This is a genomic window from Actinoplanes rectilineatus (assembly GCF_000962825.1).
Classification (GTDB): Bacteria; Actinomycetota; Actinomycetes; order Mycobacteriales; family Micromonosporaceae; genus Actinoplanes; species Actinoplanes rectilineatus.
In genome coordinates, this window is sequence record NZ_JZKF01000200.1 from 1 (window position 1) to 1,379 (window position 1,379).

At 68.9% G+C, this 1,379-nt stretch carries 1 protein-coding gene; it reads right to left on the reverse strand.

What is annotated here, in order from left to right; all coding sequences use genetic code 11:
• On the reverse strand, window positions 1–1,379 hold a 1,379-nt coding region (locus WH85_RS46060), incomplete at both ends, for an AMP-binding protein (RefSeq protein WP_045748562.1).

Here is a 1,379-nt window from a genome sequence, read left to right on the forward strand (position 1 = left end):
ACCGCAACACATTCCGCTGCGTGACCTGAACACCCTTGGGAACACCCGTCGACCCCGACGTGAAGATGACATAAGCGTGCCGGGACGGCGCCACCGACAGCGGCCCGGCGTCCGGCAGGGCCAGCATCCGGTCCGTGTCCTCGCGGGTCACCACGGGCAGGTCGGCGAACTGCGCGGTGATGTGGGCCAGCCGCGCCGACGGTGCCTGCGGGTCCAGCGGCACATAGCACTTGCCGGCCTTCAACACCCCGAGCAGCGTCGCGATCAACTCCGGCGACGGCTGCATCCGAACCGCGACGTACTCCCCCGTCACGGTACGCACGAGCTCGTGCCCGATCCGGTCCGAGGCCTCGTCCAGCTCCCGATACGTCCAATCCCCGACCGCATTCCGGTCCGCGTGCCGGCTGACCGCCGACGCGAAAGCCGCTGCCAGCGACGGCGGCGTCGCGAACTCGGCAACCCGGGACAGCCCGTCGATCCGGGCCAGTTCCGCCGGACCCACCGCACAGACCTCGGACAACGGCACCGCAGGGCCGGCCGTCACCGCATCCAGCACCGCCGTGAGGAGATCCACCGGCCGGGCCGCCTCGAGCTGATGCGAGTGCTCGACATGCAGCCAGATCCGCTCGTCGTGCTCCTCGACATTCACCGTCAACGGGAACATCACCTGGCCACGGTCCAGCGACAACGGCTCCACCGTGCAACCGGTCAGCGGAACCTCCAGCGCCTCCTTGTAATACGTGAACGTGCTGGCCACCGTCAGCCGCGCCGGCGGATTGTCGAACACCTCAGCCGCATGCGCCGTCAGGTCGAAATCCTGGTACCGCAGCATCCGCGACGTGTGCACGGCGAGCGCCCGGCACAGCGACGGAAAATCCGGATACACACTCAGGTCGATCGCCACCGGCAACGTGTTCACGAAATACCCGTACGCCTCACGCTGCCGCTTTCCACGCCGGTTCGCCAGCGGAACACCCACCACCACGTCGTCACGCCCCGTCAGCGCACCCTGCAACAACGCCTGCGCGGCCAGGAAGAACGGGAAACGGGCGATGCCGTTCTCCTGCATCCACCCGATCAGCCGGCCGGAACGCGCGCTGTCGAGCAGGATTTGACGGCGCCGGCCCCGGATCGTGCCGTCCGGACCACGGTGGTCGGCCAGCTGCTCGGGCGTGAGCGAGGTGACCGCGTGCAGGTTCTCCCGGAAGAACGCGACCGCCTCCGCCACGTCGCTCCGCGGCACACCGGGGAACGACAGCGGCTCCAGCAGCGCATCGCTGACGTCGGCGTCCAGGTCGTCGTAGAGCCGCGACGCCAGCCGGAACACGTTGTAGTACGTGTACGCGTCGGCCACCACGTGCGCCGCCCGGATCACCAGG